The sequence below is a fragment of the Aliiroseovarius sp. PrR006 genome, from assembly GCF_010500215.1.
Classification (GTDB): domain Bacteria; phylum Pseudomonadota; class Alphaproteobacteria; order Rhodobacterales; family Rhodobacteraceae; genus Aliiroseovarius.
Window position 1 is genome coordinate 707,936 of sequence record NZ_JAAGOY010000004.1, and the last position, 19,276, is coordinate 727,211.

The 19,276-nt window shown below is 59.7% G+C and carries 18 protein-coding genes; 4 read left to right on the plus strand and 14 right to left on the minus strand.

The genetic code is table 11. The features are described from left to right. The 3 genes from G0Q00_RS03505 to iolG are packed head-to-tail and all read left to right on the plus strand — an operon-like array spanning nt 1 to nt 2,676. Nucleotides 1-858, plus strand: coding sequence for a 5-deoxy-glucuronate isomerase (locus tag G0Q00_RS03505; RefSeq protein WP_163036439.1), 858 nt, complete (start codon nt 1-3; stop codon nt 856-858). Then, nucleotides 855-1,685, plus strand: coding sequence for a class II fructose-bisphosphate aldolase (locus G0Q00_RS03510; protein WP_163036441.1), 831 nt, complete (start codon nt 855-857; stop codon nt 1,683-1,685). The genes G0Q00_RS03505 and G0Q00_RS03510 overlap by 4 nt, the downstream gene beginning before the upstream one ends. 1 nt (nt 1,686) lies before the next feature. Next, on the plus strand, nt 1,687-2,676 hold the full coding sequence (gene iolG / locus G0Q00_RS03515; RefSeq protein WP_163036443.1) for an inositol 2-dehydrogenase: 990 nt from the start codon (nt 1,687-1,689) through the stop codon (nt 2,674-2,676). A gap of 30 nt (nt 2,677-2,706) precedes the next feature. Here iolG and G0Q00_RS03520 read toward each other — a convergent pair whose 3' ends face one another. Further along, nucleotides 2,707-3,735, minus strand: a complete 1,029-nt coding sequence (locus G0Q00_RS03520) for a LacI family DNA-binding transcriptional regulator (protein ID WP_163036445.1) — start codon at nt 3,733-3,735, stop codon at nt 2,707-2,709. 80 nt (nt 3,736-3,815) lie between these two features. Here G0Q00_RS03520 and G0Q00_RS03525 point away from each other — a divergent pair, with 80 nt between their 5' ends. Next, nucleotides 3,816-4,997 (plus strand): phytanoyl-CoA dioxygenase family protein, encoded by a 1,182-nt coding sequence (locus tag G0Q00_RS03525; RefSeq protein WP_163036447.1) that lies wholly within the window; start codon nt 3,816-3,818, stop codon nt 4,995-4,997. Nucleotides 4,998-5,019: 22 nt separating this feature from the next. Here the strand turns inward: G0Q00_RS03525 and G0Q00_RS03530 are convergent, their stop codons facing one another. The 13 genes from G0Q00_RS03530 to dctP all read right to left on the minus strand — a co-directional run bounded on the left by G0Q00_RS03530 (nt 5,020) and on the right by dctP (nt 19,186). Next, nucleotides 5,020-5,430 carry a universal stress protein gene (locus tag G0Q00_RS03530; RefSeq protein WP_163036449.1) on the minus strand — a complete coding sequence of 137 codons (411 nt, stop codon included), beginning with the start codon at nt 5,428-5,430 and terminating at the stop codon, nt 5,020-5,022. Nucleotides 5,431-5,478: 48 nt separating this feature from the next. Beyond that, nucleotides 5,479-7,272, minus strand: coding sequence for a thiamine pyrophosphate-binding protein (locus G0Q00_RS03535; protein WP_163036451.1), 1,794 nt, complete (start codon nt 7,270-7,272; stop codon nt 5,479-5,481). After that, nucleotides 7,272-8,681: an aldehyde dehydrogenase family protein gene (locus G0Q00_RS03540; protein ID WP_163036452.1), complete on the minus strand. Its 1,410-nt coding sequence runs from the start codon at nt 8,679-8,681 to the stop codon at nt 7,272-7,274. Before G0Q00_RS03540 ends, G0Q00_RS03535 begins: the two co-directional genes overlap by 1 nt. Further along, a complete protein-coding gene (locus tag G0Q00_RS03545) occupies nt 8,662-9,576 on the minus strand; it encodes a sugar phosphate isomerase/epimerase (protein WP_163036454.1) in 915 nt (304 codons plus the stop codon). Before G0Q00_RS03545 ends, G0Q00_RS03540 begins: the two co-directional genes overlap by 20 nt. Nucleotides 9,577-9,695: 119 nt before the next feature. After that, complete coding sequence (locus tag G0Q00_RS03550; RefSeq protein ID WP_163036456.1) at nt 9,696-10,886, minus strand: Gfo/Idh/MocA family protein; 1,191 nt, start codon at nt 10,884-10,886, stop codon at nt 9,696-9,698. A 1-nt stretch (nt 10,887) separates the two neighbouring features. Next, nucleotides 10,888-11,553, minus strand: coding sequence for a hypothetical protein (locus tag G0Q00_RS03555; RefSeq protein ID WP_163036458.1), 666 nt, complete (start codon nt 11,551-11,553; stop codon nt 10,888-10,890). Further along, nucleotides 11,543-12,739, minus strand: a complete 1,197-nt coding sequence (locus G0Q00_RS03560) for a Gfo/Idh/MocA family protein (protein ID WP_163036460.1) — start codon at nt 12,737-12,739, stop codon at nt 11,543-11,545. Before G0Q00_RS03560 ends, G0Q00_RS03555 begins: the two co-directional genes overlap by 11 nt. After that, nucleotides 12,729-13,553 (minus strand): citryl-CoA lyase, encoded by an 825-nt coding sequence (locus G0Q00_RS03565; RefSeq protein WP_163036462.1) that lies wholly within the window; start codon nt 13,551-13,553, stop codon nt 12,729-12,731. Before G0Q00_RS03565 ends, G0Q00_RS03560 begins: the two co-directional genes overlap by 11 nt. Then, entirely contained in the window at nt 13,550-14,410 is an 861-nt protein-coding gene (locus G0Q00_RS03570) for a shikimate dehydrogenase (protein ID WP_163036464.1), read from the minus strand. Before G0Q00_RS03570 ends, G0Q00_RS03565 begins: the two co-directional genes overlap by 4 nt. Next, nucleotides 14,407-16,290, minus strand: coding sequence for a bifunctional sugar phosphate isomerase/epimerase/4-hydroxyphenylpyruvate dioxygenase family protein (locus tag G0Q00_RS03575; RefSeq protein ID WP_163036466.1), 1,884 nt, complete (start codon nt 16,288-16,290; stop codon nt 14,407-14,409). The genes G0Q00_RS03570 and G0Q00_RS03575 overlap by 4 nt, the downstream gene beginning before the upstream one ends. Beyond that, nucleotides 16,290-17,585 carry a TRAP transporter large permease gene (locus G0Q00_RS03580; protein ID WP_163036468.1) on the minus strand — a complete coding sequence of 432 codons (1,296 nt, stop codon included), beginning with the start codon at nt 17,583-17,585 and terminating at the stop codon, nt 16,290-16,292. Before G0Q00_RS03580 ends, G0Q00_RS03575 begins: the two co-directional genes overlap by 1 nt. Next, entirely contained in the window at nt 17,582-18,148 is a 567-nt protein-coding gene (locus G0Q00_RS03585; RefSeq protein WP_163036470.1) for a TRAP transporter small permease, read from the minus strand. Before G0Q00_RS03585 ends, G0Q00_RS03580 begins: the two co-directional genes overlap by 4 nt. Before the next feature lie 27 nt (nt 18,149-18,175). Further along, the gene (dctP, locus tag G0Q00_RS03590; RefSeq protein ID WP_163036472.1) at nt 18,176-19,186 is read right to left on the minus strand and encodes a TRAP transporter substrate-binding protein DctP; all 1,011 of its coding nucleotides are present in this window, start codon (nt 19,184-19,186) and stop codon (nt 18,176-18,178) included. Nucleotides 19,187-19,276: the final 90 nt, after the last annotated feature.

Sequence of the window (19,276 nt, forward strand, 5' to 3'; positions counted from 1 at the left end):
ATGCACATTGCGCCTCATGACAACCAGAACAAACCCATCGTGGATGCGGATAACGCGCTGGTCCCGCTGAACTATTTTAACATCGTAAAGCTGAAGAAGGGCGAGGTGTTCGAATACGCCGTGCCCGGCTATGAAACTTGCGTGGTGCCTGCGACAGGCACGGTCGATGTGGATGTCGAGGGGGCCGTCTATCCGGATCTCGGCAACCGCACCGAAGACGTGTGGGACGGCGAGCCTGAAGGCGTCTACGTTCCCGTCGGCTCCAAGGTCCGTATCACCTGCAAGACCGACGCGACCGAAACCTTCATCGCCGGTGCGAAATACGACAAGGTGCTGGAGCCGTTCGACGTGCGCGAGGCCGAGCTGGACGTGGTGCAATACGGGTCGGACGACACCAAGACCCACCGCAAGATCAAGCACATCCTTGGCGCGAACCACCATGACCGCGTGGGACGCCTTTTGGTCAGCGAACTTTACACCGTGGGTGAAGGCGGCTGGTCTGGCTTTCCGTCGCACAAGCACGACACCGACCGGCCCGACCCCAATGGCGGAATGATCGAAACCCGCCATGACGAGACCTACAATTTCCGCTTCAAGCCGAGCTACGGCTCGGGCGTGCAGATGTTGCAGCGCGAAGACAACAAGCCCGGCGACGCCTATCACATCATGGATGGGTCCACGATCATGTTGGACAAAGGTTATCATCCCTGCGCGGTTCTACCCGGTTACCAGATGTACTACTTCACCATTCTGGGCGGTCTAAGCCAGCGCAGCTTGAAGCAGTATTTCCAGCCGACGCATGAGGAACAGCTTCACACCATTCCCGGCATCATGGACATGGTGGCGAAGTTCAAATGACCCTTGTGACGCTAAAAGATGTCCTTCAGCCCGCGCTGAAGGAAGGCTACGCTGTGGCCGGTCTGGTCACGCTGGGCTGGGAAGAAATGCGCGCCTATGTGGCGGCGGCCGAGGCCGAGGGTGTCTCGGTCATCCTGCAGGCAGGCCCGTCCTGTCGCGAACACACGCCCCTGCCGGTGCTCGGCAAGATGTTTCGCCACTTGGCCGAGGCCGCCTCGGTTCCGGTCGTGGCACATCTTGACCACGGGTACACGTTCGATGAATGCCGCGAGGCGATCGACAGCGGGTTTACCTCGGTGATGTTCGACGGGTCGCGCAAGCCGCTCCAGCAAAACATAGACGAGACCGCCGCAATTGCCGAAATGGCGCATGCAGCGGGTGTTTCCTGTGAAGGCGAGATCGGCTTTGTCGGCTATTCCGGTGGCGAAGGCTCTGCAGGAACGGACCCTGAGGAAGCAGCAGCCTTCGCCCGTAACAGCGGCGTGGATGCGATGGCGATCTCGGTCGGGAATGTGCATTTGCAGCAGGACAAGGAGGGCGGTCTGGACGTTGACCGCATCCGCGCAATCGAAGCCGTGACCGAGGTTCCGTTGGTGATCCATGGCGGGTCCGGAGTGCCGGTCGACCAGCGCACCGCCCTCGCTCGCGGATCAAAAATCTGCAAATTCAACATCGGGACCGAGCTGCGCATGGCGTTCGGACATGCCCTGCGCGACGCCGTCAATGCCGACCCAGCGCGGTTTGACCGTGTGCAGATCCTGAAAGAAACTCACGACCCGGTGGTGGCCGCAACCCGCCGAGTCTTACAAGCGTTCAAAGGAGCCTAAGATGACACGGATCGGACTTCTGGGCTGTGGCCGGATTGGCCAAGTACACGCCCGCTCGGTCAGCCAGATCGACGACACCACTGTGACCGCCGTCGCGGATGCATTCGCCGAACCGGCCCAAGCTTTGGCGGACCGCACCGGGGCCAAGGTGCTGGAGCCCCTGGCGTTAATCGAAAGCGCGGACGTGGACGCGGTGGTGATCGGCACCCCGACGGATACCCATTACGACCTGATCCATGCTGCTGCCCGCGCCGGCAAGGCCATTTTCTGCGAGAAACCGGTGGACCTGTCGTCAGATCGCATTCGCGACTGCATGCAGGTTGTGGAAGACGCAGGCGTGCCATTCCTGACCGCCTTCAATCGACGTTTCGATCCCAATTTCGCAGACCTGCAAGCCCGCCTGCGCCAAGGACAGATTGGCGAGGTCGAGATCGTGACGATCCAGTCGCGCGACCCGTCCCCTCCCCCGGTCAGCTATATCGAAAGTTCGGGCGGGCTGTTTCGTGACATGATGATTCACGATCTGGATATGGCGCGGTTCCTGCTGGGCGAGGAACTGGTGCGTGTCTACGCCGTCGGATCGTCGCTAGTGGATCCCGAGATCGGCAAGGCTGGTGACGTCGACACCGCCGCCGTCACACTGACGACCGCCAGTGGCAAGATCTGCCAGATCACCAACTCGCGCCGCGCCAGTTACGGCTATGATCAGAGGATCGAGGTGCACGGGTCAGGTGGCATGCTGCGTGCGGACAACGTGCACGAGACCACAGTGGAAATGGCAACGGCCTCGGGCTTCACACGCGCGCCCGCACAACATTTCTTCCTGGAACGCTATGAAGCCGCCTATCGGGCTGAAATGCGCCATTTCATCGACGCGATCGCGACGGGACGCACGCCGTCCCCAAACTTGTTCGACGGCCTGCAGGCGCAGCTTTTGGCCGATGCCGCCGCACAATCGCTTGCTGAGGGCGCACCGGTTGATCTGACCTGATCTTGAGGGCTGAAGGCAGCGCCTATGCCTTCAGCCAACCAGCCCAGGAATATTGTACGGCGCGATGATCTGCACGTCGCTCAATTGGGACATCTCGGCCGGTGGAGACAGCCCGTGACGCGCCGAAATAGCGCGGAAGGCTTGGCGCATGTCGTGATGCAAATCGTGATGTAAAACAAACCCGATATCACCTTGCCTGAGCAACGACAGGTTATCTGCATCAAGGTCATGGGCGATAAAATGCCGTGGAGCCAAACCGGTGTCTTTGAGCGCATCAAGGATCGCGCGGTTGCCGCCGCCCATAGAATAGACGGCATCCACGGAAGACACCTGTTCCAATCCGGTGACGATCCGACGCTTTGTCTTGGCGGACAGCCCGGCCCCTCCGGATATTTCCAAAACTTTGTAGTCCGGGCGCAAAGCCAAAAACCGCTCTCGGAAGCTCAGAAACCTCTCCGCTTCACCCTGAAAGGCCTCCTGACTGCGCGAGGTCAGGACCGTTCCGGTCGATTCTGGAAGCAGGTTGGCCAACATATAGGCGGCAGTGAACCCGGCCTTGGCATTGTCGATCCCCACATAAGCCGAGCGATCGGACTGCGGAATATCCGTTACCAAGGTGACGACAGGTATGCCTGCGGTCTCTAGGTCATTCAGCGCATCGGCCACGGTTGAAACATCCCGCGCCTTCAGAATTACTCCCTGACTGCCGCGCTTCTTGATGCGCTCAAGGGCAGCGACGATCTCGTCTTCTGCCATCACTTCCTGAAACACGAAACGCGGGCGAAACACCGCCTCGGACAGGTACGGCAACACCGCCTCGCAAGCGGCGCGAACTTGACGGCTGAACCGCTGCGGCGCCTCGACGACCACGTCCACGAACATCCGCCGCCCCCGCGCGGAAAGCTGACGCTCCTGCGCCTCCAACTCGGCCACGGAGGCCTCGACCCGTGCGCGGGTCTGTGGACTGACGTGAGCGCGATTGTTCAGCACCCGATCTACCGTGGCCGTACCAAGCCCAGCTTGTCGCGCGATTTCCTTTATGGGGAAGCGATGTGTCATTTGATGGTTTATTGATGTGTTTTCGACCACAATCAAGTGCGGGTGCTTGTATTTTAACTGTGACGAACAGGAGGACCCCGATGAACACCGCAACGCTGACTGAAACTGGCTTCTATTCCGCTGACACCTGTAACTTGGACGAATTCGCGGCGCTGACCGCTCGCGAGCTTCTTCCTGCACAGGTACCTCTCGCCAAAGCGATCAAGAAGAATATCCCGATCTACGATGTCCCCGCCCTGACAGAGCATCTTGAAAATGCCGACGCACGTCGAACCATGATGGCGGAGTGGGCGACGATCCTGAAGGCTGGCGCTGGCGTATTCGTGCTTAAGCAGGCGCAACCAGACCACGACGCAATCGACGCCGCTTCGTTGACCTATGAGCAGATCATCAAGGATGAAAAGACAAACAGTGGAGACGCTGCAGACCATTTCGCGCCCGCAGGTAGCAACGATCGGATCTGGAACTCGCTGCAAAAGCTCTGCTTTGCAGCACCCGAGGTCTTTATCCGCTATTTCGCCGCGCCTGCCATCGATGCGGCCGCCGAAAGCTGGCTTGGCCCGAATTATCAAATGACGGCTCAAGTCAATCTTGTCCACCCCGGGGGCCAAGCCCAGCAGGCCCATCGCGACTATCACCTTGGGTTCCAGACGGCCGAGGTCAGCGCCACCTACCCGGCCCATGTTCACGAGTTGTCGCCGCTGATGACACTGCAGGGCGGGGTCGCGCATTGTGACGTACCAATCGAAGGCGGACCAACAAAGCTGCTTCCGTTTTCGCAGCTCTACAAACCGGGCTATGCAGCTTGGCGCCGAGAGGATTTCCGCGCTTATTTCGAAGAGCATCACGTCCAGCTCCCCCTAGAAAAGGGCGATGCGATCTTCTTTAATCCAGCATTGTTCCACGCTGCTGGCGAGAACTACAGCACTAATGTGCACCGGATGGTCAATCTGCTTCAGATTTCCTCGGCCTTCGGGCGTGCCATGGAAAGCGTAGACCGGTTGGGCATGTGCAAGAAACTGTATGGCCCGCTATCTGAAATCTGGCGTGACGGGCAGTTGTCGGCGCCTGAACTGGATGCCGTGATCGCGGCGTCGGCGGAAGGTTACTCTTTCCCGACGAATCTCGACACTGATCCGCCTAGTGGAGGCTTGGCGCCTGCAACGCAGGCGGCATTGGTTAGAAAATCTATCGCAAAGCAGGTCCCAGAAGATTACGTTATTGACCATCTTGACGCACAGAAGGCGCGTAAAACCGCCTAATAACAGTCACCAAGCCGACAGGTCACCTAATCACGAGCACCGAGCATGGCGCACGTCTTGCCAGCCGTGACGCGGTTGACCCGAGCGCATAGCCCTCACTTCCGGGGCGGCTTGCGCCGGCGACGATCAGGTCCGCGCCGATCTCTTCGGCGTAGTTCGCAAGCACCACGCCGGGCTTGCCGGCAAGGATCACGCGCTCGACATCGTCCTGACCGGTCAACGCGTCCTCGAAGGCTTTCCTGACTTCTTGAACCATCTTCTTCCGGTCGGGCTTCACCATGGCGTATTCGGCAACGTAAGAGGGAATATCTTCGAGAACCGAAACCGCAATGATACGGCCTTCTGGCCCCCGCAATTGTCGGGCGATGTCCAGTTTCCGCGCAAGTGTTTCGGTGTGGTCCAAAGCGACCGGAACGAGGATGGTGTTGAACATGGTGATCCCCCAATAAATGGCCGGGGCACGAGGCCCCGGCTGTTGGTCTTAGGTTGCGACGTGAGACACGTCTTTGTCCGGCGAATAGATATCAAGGATGTTCCAATGCCCCGTCGTCGGCGTCGGGTTGTTGATCATCGGAACGTCCAGAACCGTGGGTTTACCACTGGCAATCGCCGCCTCAAGCGCAGGAAGCAATTCGTCCGCAGACGTAATCCGCACCCCGACTGCGCCATAGGCCTGCGCGATCTCGGCATAGCCCGGCCCGTTGGTAGGCGCGGCGGCGGTGCCGGGGAAGGTCGTGCCATAGGTCAGCCCGTAATGGGCTTTTTGCAGCCCCGCGATAGTGCCGAAAGCGTTGTTGTTCATCACCAGCCAGATGATGCCCAAATCCAGCTCGACGGCAGTGGCCAACATGGATGGGTTCTGACCAAAGCCGCCATCGCCCACAAGGCTGATCACCACGCGATCCGGCGCGGCCAGTTTAGCTCCAATCGTCGCCGGGGGGCCAAAGCCCATCGTGGCAAAGCCGCCGGGGGTCAAGATCGAGCCGGGGGTGAGGATATCGAACTGCTGCCCGACCCCGTTTTTGTTCCAGCCTACATCGGTGGTGATGATCGCATCATCGGGCAAGGCCTTGCGGGCATCCGCCAGAATGCGTTCAGGCATCATCGGGAACGCGGACGACGTCTGCATCTCGGTGTTTGACGCTTTGAACTTGGTGCGGAACTTGGCAATCTCGGCCTTCTTTTTCGCGCGCGGGAAGCCGTCGGGGTACATCTCCTTTGCAACCCGTGTCAGCACGCGCAACGCGGCTTTGGCATCGGCAACCACGCCGATTTCAGTCGGATAGTTGCGCCCAATTTCCTGCGGTTCGATGTCAATATGGATGACCTTGGTTGTGTCATCCTTCCCGCCGATATTGAACGTGTAGCCGGGATACCAGCTAGAGCAATCGGCTTCCTTGAAGCGTGTCCCGACGGCGAAGACATAGTCCGCATTCAGGCAGGATTGGTTCACCAATTCGGTGCCCCAGAACCCGGTCATGCCCATGACCAACGGGTGATCATCGCGCAATGCACCCTTGCCCATCAGGGAATGCGCGACCGGCAGGCCCATATACTCGACGAATTCACGCAGCTCTTCGCTGGCCTGCGCCAACAAAATGCCGCCGCCCACATAGGCCACAGGACTGTCTGCTTTTGCCAGAGTCTCGACAATCTCGCGCGCGGTTTCGTCGTCGATCGACGGCTTCTTCAGCGCGCGGGTGTTGCCCAAGATGCGGTCAAACGTGTCCGACGGGATCACTTCCGAGAAAATGTCCATCGGCACATTGACCAGAACCGGACCGGGCTGACCACTTTCAGCCAAGTGGAACGCCTTTTCCAGAATCTCGGCCATCAGGTCCGCCCGATCCACGCGCCAAGCGCGTTTCACGAAAGGTCGATAGATTTCCCACTGGGCGGCATCTGCATGCAGGTTCACCTCTTGGTGCGGGTGCTTGCCATAATAATGGGTCGGAATGTCGCCCGCGATCACCACCATCGGGATGCAATCCAGCGCCGCATTTGCGACCCCGGTGGCGCAGTTCGTCAAACCGGGAGAGAGGTGCGACAACACCACCGAGGCCTTACCCGTCACGCGCGCATAAGCGTCCGCCGCGTGACTGGCGATCTGTTCATGGCGCACGGTGATGAAGTCAATCGGGCTTTCAGCGAGCGCCGCCAGAACGGCGATGTTCGTGTGACCACACAGGCCAAACACGTGTTCGACCTCGCGCCGTTCCAGAAAGTCGACGATATGTTCGGCAACCGTTTTGCCTGTTACGTTCGATCCATCCATCACGCGATCTCCTGTCCGTAGAACTCGCCAAACAGCTCCTCTTCCGAGGGGCGGTCTTCGGCAATGGGCCGCGAGACCCATGTGTAGTTCATCATGTGTTTCATGGTGACGTTTTCATTGGTGATGTTGCCACCCCAGATGCCGCAGCCCAGCGAGCTGGTCATCGGCATGCCGTTTGTCCAAGCGCCTGCATTGGCCTTGGATTGCGGCTGGCGCACCATCATGCGGCTGACCGGGGCGAGGCGTGCCAAGCGGTCGATGTTCTCGTCATTATGCGAGTAGATGCCGCACGAATGGCCTTTGCCGCCGGTGGCGTAGATTTGGCTGACCGTGTCCAGCGCATCATCGAAGGTCTCGAAGTGATAGAGCGCCATCAGCGTGGTCAGCTTCTCTTTTGAGAACTTGTGCTCTGGCCCGATCTGCCCTTGGTTTTCCACCATCAGGAACTTGCGATCTTCGGGGATCGAGAAGCCAGCGACCTCGGCGGTTTGCTGCGGGCGGCAGGCGATGGTCGGGAAGGTGCGGTTGCCCTTCTCGTCCCACATCGCGGCCTCAAGCATCGCTTTTTCTTCGGCGCTACACAGATAGCCACCTTCGGCCTCAAGCGCCTTGACCATATCGTCATAGATCGACTTCTGAATGATGATATTGCCATCCGCCGAACAGCCCGACCCGAAATCCGAGGTTTTGGAAATGCGAGTATTCATCGCGGCGATGTCCAGATCGGCAGTTTCATCGATGACAATCGAGCTGTTGCCCGCGCCCACGCCGTAAGCCGGGCGACCCGAGCTATAGGCCGCTTTCACCATCGGCTTGCCGCCGGTGGCTAGGGTCAGATCACAGATCTCCATCAGGTGCTGGGTCAGCGGGATTGACGGCTTGCGGATCGCTTGGAACAGGTCTTCAGGAGCCCCAACGGCACGACACGCCGCGCGCATCACTTCGGTCATTTCCCATGTGGTTTGCGCCGTGCGCGGGTGCGGAGAGAAGATAACCGCGTTGCGTGCATTGGCGGAAGATACACCGGTTACGGGCGGGGTCATCGCGGGGTTGGTCATCGGGATCAGCGAGGCGATCACACCTGCCGGTTTGGCATATTTCACCAGGCCCTTTTCTTCGTCCACTTCAACGATGCCGGTCGACGGGGTGCGCAGCACATCGCGCAGCACCATCTGGATCTTGAAACGTTTGGCAGGGCGGCCTGCGCGGTCGCCAATGCCGCTTTCATCCACGCCCTGTTCCGCCAGACGGGTGAAGGTTTTCTCGTTGCCCGCATACCAAGCAATCGCTTGGCTCAGACGGTCCAGTTGCTCCTGCGACCAGTCTTCGATTTCAGCCATGGCCGCGCGCGCACGCGCCAGCATGTCGGCCGCCAGCTGGCGGTCCGCGTCAGTGAGCTCTTTGCTCATGATGATCCTCATTGTGTTGGAGAGTAGCTGCATCCGGCATCCGGCGCTGAGAGCGCGCCTCGCCGAAGGTTCGTTTCGCGTGTTGCAAGCAACGCCGCGCATGTTCTTCGTATCCCAGTTCGGCCACGCGGCTCTGGTTGGGTAGTTCGATGGAGTAATCGACCGGGGGCATCCGTTCGATGATGCCAGCAAAGTCAATCCAGCCTTCGCCCGGATAGAGGCGTGCATCACGTGCCAGCTGGATCATCCCCTCGCGGGTGTCCGCGATGCCGGGCAGGCAGTCCGAGATGTGGAGGAAGTGGAACAGCTCGGACGGGACGTGCAGAAGTTCACCCAGATCGACGCGGCTGAGGTGCAGATAGAGCGTGTCCACAAGAATGCCGCCATTTGGGCGGTCCGCTGCACGCACGATATCCAGCGTCTCGTCCAAGGTGCGTAGGCGCGAGAAGGACGGGAATTCAAGATCAACAGAGATGCCATAGGGCGCGGCCAGATCGCAGGTCTCGCCATAGACATCGACAAGGAAGTTGCGGTCATCTCGGGTCGGTGTCCAGGCAGACATGATCATCCGCTTGGCGCCCAATTCGCCGCCCAACTCCAAGGCACGTTCAAAACTGCGCGGATCCACGTCCTCGGTGATGCGGGCCAGTTCCACGTCCAGCACCTTCAATCCAGTCGAGGCCAGCGCCGTCTTCGTAGCCTGCACCTGCGCCTTGTCCACGGGGGCTTCCGTGAACTCCCCCGGGACTTTCATCGGGATAAAGCGCGGGCTGACGGCATCATAGCCCGCACGCGCAGCGATATAGACCAGTTCGGGCGGTGACGCCCCAATCAGGGTCAGATGCGCCAATGAATACAGCGGTGTGTCATCGGCCAATTGGGCAGTGTCGGGCATGAAATGGGCTCCGGACGAAATCAGCGAGTCGCAGGTTTATCCTACGCAATCTAAAATATCTGATATTTTTTAAAATATCAATTACTGATTTCGCACCCGGGTCCCCTGCCCGGTTTGGGTCAGATCGCGACCCACTCCCCGCCTTTCTCGTTTGACCGCACCGAGGCCGCGATGAACTGCACCCCGGCGGCACCCTCGGCCACTTTGGGAAAGCTCACCCAGCCGTCGGGAAGGTCCACGCCGTCGCGTCGTGCTGCCACAGCCATGGCAAACTCTGTATAGAGATTGGCCCATGCTTCGATGAACCCCTCTGGAAAGCCGCGCCCCGTGCGCACCAGACGTTCGGTGGCCGCACTGACACCGTGACCATGACCCCGGCTGATCACCTGATCCGATTCACCATAGCGATAGAATTTCAGCTGTTCGGGGTGTTCCAGATCCCATTCCAGACCGCCCTCGGACCCGTAAATCCGAAGCCGCAATCCGCCGCGATTGCCCGGTGCAAGACGGGTCGCCATCAGCGTGCCGGGCACATCGTTTTGGAAACGCGTGAACATGAACACCGTATCTTCAAGCGGTTTTGGCGCGCCGCAGACGTGGAACTCTGCCCGCAGGTCCGTCATTTCAAGCCCGCTGACAAAGCTTGCCAGATGCGCAGCGTGGGTGCCGATGTCGCCCACACAGCTTGTCGGACCCGAGATTTTTGGGTCGAGCCGCCATTTCACATGCGGCGCGTCGGCCGCATCATCGGGCGTCATCCAGTCCTGCAGGAACTCCACATGGATCTGGTTGATGTTGCCAATGCGCCGCTCGGCCACGATTTCGCGGGCCTGACGGATCATCGGGAAACAGGACATGACGTAGCTAACGCCGAACACCTGCCCGGTCTTGGCCGTCAGGTCGACCAGGGATTTGGCCTCGGCGACCTCATTTGTCAGGGGCTTGTCACAGATCACATCAATCCCTGCATCCAGAAACACCTTGGCGGCAGGAAAATGCAAATTGTTGGGCGTGGTGATCATCACCGCGTCGACCCCATCAGGTCGAGCGGCTTCGGCCTGCGCCATGTCGTCAAACGAAGCATAGCAGCGGTGGGGGTCCAGGAACCACTCCGCGCCCCGCGCGCGGGCGCGTTCCGGGTCCGAAGACAGCGCCCCCGCGACCACTTCCCATCGGTCGGTCATGCGCGCAGCCGTGGCCTGCATAACGGAAATACGCCCACCCCCAACCACGCCGAGGCGAAGCCGCCGTGAAAGGTTGGGAAAAGCCCCATTGAAGTCCAAAGTTTCGGGCAGAAGTCTCTCGGTCATTTTATCCTCCCAGTTTCGGGATCTCTGCCCCCTCGGGCAGAATTTCCAGCGCCATGAAGATGCTGGGCGTGGTCGTTTCATATTGGTGCCAAGGATAGTTGCCTTGGGCGTCATACATCGGACGATGCGTCATGCCCGGCGCCATGGGTTCTTCCAGATACAGCGTAGCCGGGTCGCGTTCGCGGCATTGCTGCATCTTGCCGAACCCGACAATCTGGGTGTGCACCTCGCGAAATCCCGGAACCGGACAGAACGGGTGGTCCTTGTGCAGGCCGACATTCAGCGGCACCGAGGCCGAATGATACATGGTCAGACCGATATTGCCGACGAAAACCTTGGGCGACATGTAGTGTTCAACCCCGCGCAGCCGTTCTTCGCCGCGCAACTCAAACGCCGTCGGCCACGTCGCGCGCACGTCAGAGCAAAGGGCGGCGTCATCCGTGTAGGCGTCGAACCGCTCCACCGCGATGGCGCGTCCCACATCGTGCAAGGTGACATTGGCAAAGATCGCTGATTGCAGCGGGGCGAGTGACTGGCCCTCGATGTATATTGGCCGGTCAGCGACGTTTACCACAATCGCGCGGTCGGCGACATCATACTGGGCCTCGTCCGTGACGTGGCGTATGCCGAAAAACGGCTCGGCTATGGTGAGGGTTTCAATGGGCATTGGCGGTCTCTTTTGTTTGGGTGGCTTCACTGGCGGGGAAGGTTTCGGGCAGCGGTTCCGGTACCGGGCATGTGCTGGCGATACGCTGGTAAAGCCCTTCCTGTGGGGCGCGGGCGATAGCATCCATCACCTCGAACACATGGAAGGAAAGCTCGCCGCTCGCCCGAACGGGCCGATCGTCGCGCACGGCCAAAGCCAGATCGAGCAGGCCCAGACCCCGGCAGTTTTCGTTGAAGCCGTGGTGGTTTTCGACCACCTGCCAGTCTTCACGTCCCGTGGGCCGGGGTTGATGTGACCAGCGCGAAGTTTCGCGCGTGCGCAGCCAAACCGGGCCGTGGAAATCATTCGCACCATGCACCGGATCGGGATCGGGGATCGAGATCACGCCGTCCTCGCCATAGATTTCGAACCGAGGGGTTTCGCTGTCCCAAATGTCGAAGCTCATGGTCATGGACCCAACGGCCCCGGTTTCGAACTCGATCAGGCTGAGGGAATGCGTGTCGACCTGCACATCGATCCACGCGCCATTGCGGGGGCCATTTTCGATCCGGCGCTGGGTGAAGGCACGGTTTGCCATGCCCGCCACACGCGCGATGGGGCCAAGGCAGAACACCATGGCGGTCAGGTAGTAGGGGCCAAGGTCCAAAAGCGGCCCGCCCCCTGCCTGATAGTAAAAGTCTGGGTTCGGATGGTGCCGTTCGGTGCCATGGGTGCCCACATGGGCAAACACCCCGGTCGGACGGCCAATCGCGCCCTCGTCGATCAAGCGGCGCACGGTTTGCCAACGCCCGCCCAGAAACGTATCAGGCGCGTTGCCCAGCTTCAGCCCACGTGCCTCGGCCAACGCCAACAACTCACGGCCCTCGTCCATATCCGTGACGAAAGGCTTCTCGGAATAAACATGCTTGCCCGCCAAAAGCGCCCGCCGCGTAATGTCGGCATGGGCTGCCGGAATGGTCAGGTTGAGGATACAGTCGATCTGGGGATCGGCAATCACCTCGTCGACCAGACAGGCACGCGCAATCCCGTGCTGCGCGGCCTTTGCCCGGCTTTCCTTAAGATCAAGGCTGGCACAGGCCACGACCTCGACCTCGGAAAATTTCGCAAGTGTCGTCAGATAGATGTCACTTATACGGCCACATCCAACAAGGCCGACCCGGAAGGTTTTCGGTGCATCACCGGTCATCTTCTTTCGCTTCATAAAGTGGTAAATAGCTGGGCGGCATCGGACCTTTGTTCCGACCACCCTGGTTCATTTGCTCCCACGCATGGGACAGCACGCCGACGGATCGGGACAGGCAGAATAGCCCGCGTGACAGAGGCGCAGGGAAGCCAAGTTCGCAGAAGATCACTGCGGTCGCGCCATCAATGTTCATCGCGATTGGGCGCCCGCCGCGCTGACGGCCGAGCTCGGCCTGAACCTCTTCGCCGATATCTGCAAACAGGCCAGAAACCGTGCCCTTGGCGGCAGCATCGCGCACCAATTGCATCAGCCGCGGCGCCCGCGGATCGACCGGTTTGTGGAACCTATGCCCAAACCCAGAGACAATCTTGCCATACTGCGCGCGCCAGTCGTCCAGCCCACTGGTGACCGCCTCGTTCAGCCCCAACCCGTCGCGCAATTTGTCCGAGATGCCATAGTAAAGCTCGGCGCATTGTTCGCCCGCGCCGCCATGTACATCGCCCAGCATATTCACAGCCGTTGCCATGGCGTTGTTCAGCCCGACACCGCAGGTCGCCGCCATGCGCGCAGCGGCGATCGAAGGCGCTTGCGGTCCGTGATCCACCCCGGCCACCAAAGCGGCCTCGAACAGTGCGGCTTCGTCGGCGCTTGGCATGTCACCACGCACCATCAGCCAGATCATCTGCGGAAAGGACACATTGCCAATCAGGTCCTGAATTGGGTGGCCGCGGAACGCGATCTTACCCGGCTCCATGTCGATGATCGATGTGCGCCACCAATGGCGAATGGCGTCTGCATCTGAAACTTGGACGGTCATGCCACTACCTCCCGCTCCAGAGATACAAGTTGCTTGAACTGCTCGGACATCCGTTGCGGCGAGGCTGTCTTTCCAGTCATCAGGTGAAACGCAGCGGCGGCCTGAAAGATCGCCATGCCGGACCCATCCATAGTGCGCAGACGCCGCGACGCGGCCTGCTTAAGCAGCTCAGTTTCACGCGGGAAATAGATGATGTCGGCAACCCAGCAGGCCGGGGCAAGCTGGGTTGGATCAAAGGCCACGCCCGGGTGCGCATCCATCCCGATGGGGGTCGCGTTGACCACGCCGCTCAGGCTGGTGGAATCGGCATTTTCAAAGCTGCGCGCGACCTGAATCTGCGCCCGCGGTCGCGCCGCTTGCAGTCGTGCAGCAAGGGCTTCGGCGCGGTCGACGGACGTGTCAGTCACGCAAAGAGCACCGCATCCCTGATCGATCAACGCAAGCGCAACAGCGCCTCCTGCGCCCCCTGCCCCAACCAACAGAACTTTCGCAATCGAAGCCATCGGCATCTCGCTGCGCAGCGCCGAGCGGAACCCAACGTAATCCGTGTTGTGCCCGACCCAGAGACCGTTTTTGAACAGGACTGTGTTCACAGCGCCCAACGCCTGCGCAGTCTCGGATAGCTCGTGCATCAAGCTGGCAGCGTCTGCTTTGAAAGGATGGGTTACGTTTACGCCGACCATGCCGTCTGCCTCGGCCCGGTGCAGGATGTCCTTCAAGGTCATCCCGTCAAACGGAGGCGTCGCGGTGTCAAACCGTTGATAGTCATAGGCAAAGCCTTGAGCCTTAGCCTCGGCCACATGCATGTCCGGGGTCAGTGACCCCCCGATATTATGTCCAATCAGCGCGGCTTTCATGTGCGCGGTATCCCTGCTGGTCGTTGGTGTTTCATTTGCGCAGCCAGACGGGCGGACGCGTTGCGGGCGCCATAACCGGCGTAGCTACGGGTGCGCTGGACGATCTCGAAGAAGAAGCCTTGGAAGATCGGCTGGCTGTAAATCTGGTAATAGGCGGTGTCGCCCTGCTGGTCGTAGAGGATGTTACCTGCGCGCAGCCGTGCGATCAGGTTGTCGTCTAGACCGAACTGCGCCTGCAGATCATCGAAGTAGTTGGGCGAGATCTCCAACCTTGGGAAACCATGCGCGGCGAGCTGCGCAGAGGTCTCAAAGATGTCGTCGCTTAGGAAGGCGATATGCTGCACCCCTGCGCCGAACTTGTCAGCCAAGAACGAGGCCGCGAAGGTGCGATGGCCTTCGGCCCCGTTCAGGTTCAGGCGGACTTCGCCCTCCGGGCTTTCGATGGCTTGGCTGTGCACCACACCTGCCGGGTCTGCCACATCGACGATCGGAGACTTCGCCATCTCGAAGGTCGAGGTGTAGTACAAGAGCCAGCTTTGCATCTCCTCGTAGCGCATGGTCTGGGCCACGTGGTCGATACGGCGCAGACCGGCCGGTTGGGTGGCTTCCGTTTTGGCCACGGGTTCGAACTCGATATCCCAGACCCGATGCAGGTCGGATTTCTCGTCGATGAAATGCACGACATTGCCGCCGACACCGCGAATGGCCGGGATGTCCAGTTCGCCCGTGCCAACAGGTTGCGAGAACTTCGGTGTGCCAAGTGCAGTGGCGCGCGCGACGGTCTGGTCCGCGTCCTTCACCCGTAGCCCCATGTCACAGACCGACGGGCCGTGGCCGATGAAGGCGGAATGCGCGAAACCCTCTTTTTCCGTGTTCACGACAATGTTGATCGCGCCCTGTCGCCACAGTTCGACAGATTTCGAGACGTGTTTGCGTTCCATCCGGAAACACATGGCCGACAGCATATCGGTCAGGTCTTTGCCGCTGCTTGTATCCGCCGCGAACTCGATGAACTCAAACCCTGACGTGTAAACGCGCGGCGGAAGGTCGGGAATGTCGAATGTCAGATCGGGATCGCTGCGGGACACCTCGTCCAGCAGGTTCACCAGTGCCCGATAGCCATCTTGCGCCAATGTGCGCCCGCCGGGACGCGGGCTGTGTTCGTTCACGCGCGCAACCGACCACGCACCCTTATATCCAGCACGCGACAGGACCTTCACGAACCCCGCAAGGTTCAATGACCCCAAGCCGGGCAACATGCCGAAATGCCGCTTGAGGCTGCGAATGGCCCCCTGCGTGCGCGGCGCGTCGGACAGCTGAACATGGAACACACGTTCGCCCGGCAGGTCACGCAACTGGGCAGGTTTGGCACCATCCGCGAGCGAGAAGTAGCTGTTCAGCGCAAGGCCCAGATTAGGATTATCGATCTGCCGGATCAGGTCCAGTGCCTGTGCATCGGTTTGAACCGATCCCGCCCACGGCAGCGCAAGATAGGCCAGACGCATCCCGCGCGCTTTGGCCCGGGCAGCGGCATCTGCAAGGTCTGCGGTGGCTTGTTCAATTGGCATCTCGCGGCTGGAGGCGCCAATCAGCAGCATGTCCGTGCCCAGCGCCCCCATCAGGTCAAACTTGCGCTCGAGCCGGTCAAAAGCGCGGGCGCGATCTTCGCCCTCCCAACCTTCCAGATCGTTGAAAGGTTTCAAAAGGTTGATTGAAAGCCCAAGCCCTTGCGCCATCTGCGCGACGTCCTCGGCGGATCCGTGAAACCCGGTGAAATCCGGCTCGTGCAGTTCCACAGCGGCAAATCCCGCATCCGCGATGACCGAGAGTTTTTCTTCAAGATCACCGGGGATGGACGTGGTCGAAATTGCAAGTGACATTAGCCTTGGTATCCAAAGAGCCTCGGCAGCCACAGGATCATGTCGGGCAACAACATCATCGCGATCAGCGCCAGAACCAGCACAATCAGGAAAGCCCAGATTTCAGAGATGATCTCGCGCAGCGGGATGTCGGTGACCGCGTTGATCACGAAAAGCAGGATCCCATAGGGCGGCGTAATCAATCCGATCATCGAGTTCACAACCACCAGCACACCGAAGTGGACGAGGTCGATGCCCAAAGCCTCGCAGGTTGGGATGAACAGTGGGACAATAACCAAGATGATGGTGGTCGCATCCAAGACACAACCCAGCGCCAAGATCAGGACGTTCACCAAGATCAAGAACATGATCGGGCTGATCTCTGACCCTTCCAGCATGGACGAGATCGCCTGCGGGATCTGTTCCTGGATCACGATGAAGTTCAGGATGAACGCGCCGCCAATCACGATCCCGACGGATGCCGACGACCGGGCGCTATCCACGAACACCTGATAAAGCTTACCCAGTGAAATGGCGCGGTAGAACATGAAGGCCAGCATCAGCGCATAGAATGCAGCAACAGCGGCAGCTTCCGTTGGCGTGGTAACGCCGCCATAGATGCCGTAGAGCAGGATCGCGGGCATCAGAAGCGCCGGGAAGGCATTCGCCGTTTTCCGCGGCAGTTCGCGCAGCGGAATAGGCTCTTCCAGCGCAAAATCGCGCTTGCGTGCCAAATAGCCGTTAATGCCCATCAGCACCGCGCCCATGATCAGCCCCGGCAGGATGCCAGCCAAGAACAGCGACCCGATGGAGGCCTTGGACACGAGCGCATAGAGCACCATGGGGATCGACGGTGGAATGATCGGGCCAATCGTGGCGGTGGCGGCAGTGATCGCCGCCGCATAACCACGCGGGTAGCGGTCGCCCTTGGTCATCATCTCGATGATGATTTTGCCGATCCCGGCCGCATCCGCGACAGCAGATCCCGACATGCCCGAGAAGATAAGGGACGCGACCACGTTCACATGCCCTAGGCCACCCTTAAAGCGCCCAACAGCCGCGACACAGAAATTCAGAAGTCGGTCGGTGATCGACCCGGCATTCATGATATTGGCGGCGACGATAAACAGCGGAACGGCCAGCAGGATGGTGCTGCGATAGAAGCCCTGCAGGATCTTCTCGCCCGCCAAAGCCACGTCCAGCCCAGCGACACCCAGATAGACAACCGATGCCAGCAAGATCGAATACCCGATCGGCGTGCCAATCCCTGCCAAGAAGAAGAGGGTGACAAGAAGGGAAATCAGCTCAAAGCTCATTTGTTTGCATCCTCTTCGGAATTCTCTGCGGCTTCAGCTTCGTGAAGCGCCTCGACGGCCAGTTCCAGCTCGGTTTTGGGCGGTCCGTTCCGAAGGGTGTCGACGAACTGCCACGCATACCGTACGGCGATCGCAACGATGAAGACGCCGTAGATTGAGAAGACATCGCGTAGGGGGATCTTGTTGCCCGTAAACGGATTGCGCACCGTCGCAGTTTTGCGGATCTTCATCCAGTCGATGTAATCCAGCGTCGGAAGAAGCGTGTAGAGCATCCCAACGACCAGTGCGACAGCCGAGATAAGCGCGAAGATCCGACGGACCGGTCTGCTGACCGATAGATAGATAATGTCAAATTTTACTTGATCCTGTTCGCGCACCACGAAGGCGCAACTGAAGAAGATCACCCAGACCCACAGGATACCGATCAACTCCAACGTCCATCCAGCGGGCGTGAACAGGTATCTCAGCGCGATCTGTAGAAGAAAGGTCAGGAAGATTGCCGCCAGCAAGCCGCCGGCAATCGCTTCTGCAAGACGGGAGAACCACTTGAAGGCTTTCTCCATTGTCGTTCTCCCTCTTGTCAGTTTGACTTAGTTGCCCAGTGCGTTGATCTTCTCAAGCACGCCTTCAGGCCAGCTGGCTGCGAACTCGGACCCAACATACTGTGCCTGCACGTGGGTACGGAAGGCTTCCAGATCAGGTTCGTAAACCGACATGCCCTGTTCTTCCAAGAAGGACACAAGGCTTCCTTCCAGTTCAAGCTGCTTGGCGCGGCCGCTTTCGGCGGCAGCATCGGCGGCTTTCTGAACAGTGGCCTGCTGGTCAGCCGACATGCCATCCCAGACAGCTTTCGACATCGCGATGTAGTTGAGGTCAACAAGGTGCGACGTCAGAACGATCTGCTTGGTCACCTCGTAGAACTTCTTGTCCACAACGGTCGGCAACGGGTTGTCCTGCCCATCCACGGCGCCGGTCGACAGACCGGTATAGACTTCCGAGAACGCCATCGGGGTCGGCGCTGCACCTAGGGCGGCACCCAGGAACTGCCATGCATCCGTACCCGGCATACGCAAGTTAACGCCTGCAAGGTCAGCGGGGGTCATGACGGTCAGCTCATCTTTCGACTGGCGCAAGTTCACCTGACGACGGCCCAGATACATGACTGACAGCAGCTTGATACCCAGCTCGTCTTCCACCTTGGCTTTGAACGGATCCATCAGCGGATCGTTGAACACGGCAACCTGGTGGGCAGCGTCCTGATGGACATAGCCGGTCGCAAAGATCGAGAACTCGGGAAAGAACTGTGCCAGTTCCTGCGCCGAAGCGATCGACATTTCAAGGTTCCCGCGCGAGATGGCGTCAAGCTCGGTGCCCTGTGCGAAGATGGTGCCGTTATAGCTGGGCTGATAGTCCACGAAGTCCGCAACCATCGGGCCAAAGACCTCGGCCATCGCAACCGAACGCTGGTCCGTTTCCGAACCCGAGGTTGCCAGACGCAGTTGAATTTTATCGGCCGCGAAGCTGGCACCCGATGTGCCCGCAACAACGCCTGCCGCTACGATGGCAGAAATCGCCGCGCGGCGTGTAAGTTTGGTGATCATGATTTTCCTCCCTGAATATCGCATTGATCAGCTCGATAGCAAGTTTTGCCTGATTTTGGATATTTTGCAATATTTTTTGCAAAATATCTG

Excerpts from the sequence above, each read along its gene's own strand:
- G0Q00_RS03505 (WP_163036439.1), top strand. The coding sequence starts at position 1 with ATGCACATTGCGCCTCATGACAACCAGAACAAACCCATCGTGGATGCG.
- G0Q00_RS03510 (WP_163036441.1), top strand. The coding sequence starts at position 855 with ATGACCCTTGTGACGCTAAAAGATGTCCTTCAGCCCGCGCTGAAGGAA.
- iolG (WP_163036443.1), top strand. The coding sequence starts at position 1,687 with ATGACACGGATCGGACTTCTGGGCTGTGGCCGGATTGGCCAAGTACAC.
- G0Q00_RS03520 (WP_163036445.1), bottom strand. The coding sequence starts at position 3,735 with ATGACACATCGCTTCCCCATAAAGGAAATCGCGCGACAAGCTGGGCTT.
- G0Q00_RS03525 (WP_163036447.1), top strand. The coding sequence starts at position 3,816 with ATGAACACCGCAACGCTGACTGAAACTGGCTTCTATTCCGCTGACACC.
- G0Q00_RS03530 (WP_163036449.1), bottom strand. The coding sequence starts at position 5,430 with ATGTTCAACACCATCCTCGTTCCGGTCGCTTTGGACCACACCGAAACA.
- G0Q00_RS03535 (WP_163036451.1), bottom strand. The coding sequence starts at position 7,272 with ATGGATGGATCGAACGTAACAGGCAAAACGGTTGCCGAACATATCGTC.
- G0Q00_RS03540 (WP_163036452.1), bottom strand. The coding sequence starts at position 8,681 with ATGAGCAAAGAGCTCACTGACGCGGACCGCCAGCTGGCGGCCGACATG.
- G0Q00_RS03545 (WP_163036454.1), bottom strand. The coding sequence starts at position 9,576 with ATGCCCGACACTGCCCAATTGGCCGATGACACACCGCTGTATTCATTG.
- G0Q00_RS03550 (WP_163036456.1), bottom strand. The coding sequence starts at position 10,886 with ATGACCGAGAGACTTCTGCCCGAAACTTTGGACTTCAATGGGGCTTTT.
- G0Q00_RS03555 (WP_163036458.1), bottom strand. The coding sequence starts at position 11,553 with ATGCCCATTGAAACCCTCACCATAGCCGAGCCGTTTTTCGGCATACGC.
- G0Q00_RS03560 (WP_163036460.1), bottom strand. The coding sequence starts at position 12,739 with ATGACCGGTGATGCACCGAAAACCTTCCGGGTCGGCCTTGTTGGATGT.
- G0Q00_RS03565 (WP_163036462.1), bottom strand. The coding sequence starts at position 13,553 with ATGACCGTCCAAGTTTCAGATGCAGACGCCATTCGCCATTGGTGGCGC.
- G0Q00_RS03570 (WP_163036464.1), bottom strand. The coding sequence starts at position 14,410 with ATGAAAGCCGCGCTGATTGGACATAATATCGGGGGGTCACTGACCCCG.
- G0Q00_RS03575 (WP_163036466.1), bottom strand. The coding sequence starts at position 16,290 with ATGTCACTTGCAATTTCGACCACGTCCATCCCCGGTGATCTTGAAGAA.
- G0Q00_RS03580 (WP_163036468.1), bottom strand. The coding sequence starts at position 17,585 with ATGAGCTTTGAGCTGATTTCCCTTCTTGTCACCCTCTTCTTCTTGGCA.
- G0Q00_RS03585 (WP_163036470.1), bottom strand. The coding sequence starts at position 18,148 with ATGGAGAAAGCCTTCAAGTGGTTCTCCCGTCTTGCAGAAGCGATTGCC.
- dctP (WP_163036472.1), bottom strand. The coding sequence starts at position 19,186 with ATGATCACCAAACTTACACGCCGCGCGGCGATTTCTGCCATCGTAGCG.